The sequence below is a fragment of the Absiella sp. AM09-50 genome (assembly GCF_003433845.1).
Taxonomy (GTDB): domain Bacteria; phylum Bacillota_I; class Bacilli_A; order Erysipelotrichales; family Erysipelotrichaceae; genus Hoskinsella; species Hoskinsella hominis.
The window spans coordinates 1-729 of record NZ_QVFI01000074.1 but is presented as its reverse complement, the minus strand read 5'-3'; the positions used below and the strand labels follow the sequence as shown (position 1 = coordinate 729).

Here is a 729-nt window from a genome sequence, read left to right as displayed (position 1 = left end):
CCAACCTGTTGTTATAATACCTTTATCTGTAAATAAATATGTATTTCCATTTATTTCTTGCCACCCTGTTAACATTTGTCCTTCTGAATTAAAGTAATGCCAACCTTCTTCGTTATGGTACCAACCAATTTTCAATCTTCCATCACTTTTTATAAAATACCATTCTCCATTTATTTTTCTCCATTTCTCTTGTTTATTCAAATGTCCTTGTTCATTAAAATAATATAGCTCATTTCCTATCTCGTTTATTCCTATTGTTATATATCCTCTATAATTAAAATAGTATTTTTCCCCTGAAACATATTTCCATCCTAAATACATATGTCCTTGTTCATTGAAATATCTCCAGCCATTTTGATTTCTCCAACCTGTTGTTATTACACCTTTATCTGTAAATAAATATGTATTTCCATCTATCTCTTGCCACCCTGTTAACATTTGCCCTTCTGAATTAAAGTAATGCCAACCTTCTTCATTATGGTACCAACCAATTTTTAACATTCCATTTGCTTTAACTAAATACCATTGATTATCTATATATTTCCATTTTTGAGTACAACAAAGGCTTCCATCATTTTCAAAATAATAATATTCATTATTTATTTTTTTTATTCCTATAACTCTGTGTCCTATTTCATCAACATAATATGTCTTCCCATCTTCAATAGACCAGCCTTGAACTTTTTCATCTTTTTTTTCTTCTATAACATCATTTTCTTTAAATGTTTT

The 729-nt window shown here is 28.5% G+C and carries 1 protein-coding gene; it reads right to left on the bottom strand.

The annotated features are described in order from the left end of the window. On the bottom strand, positions 1 to 729 hold a 729-nt coding region (locus tag DW114_RS21135; protein ID WP_394336436.1), incomplete at both ends, for an N-acetylmuramoyl-L-alanine amidase family protein.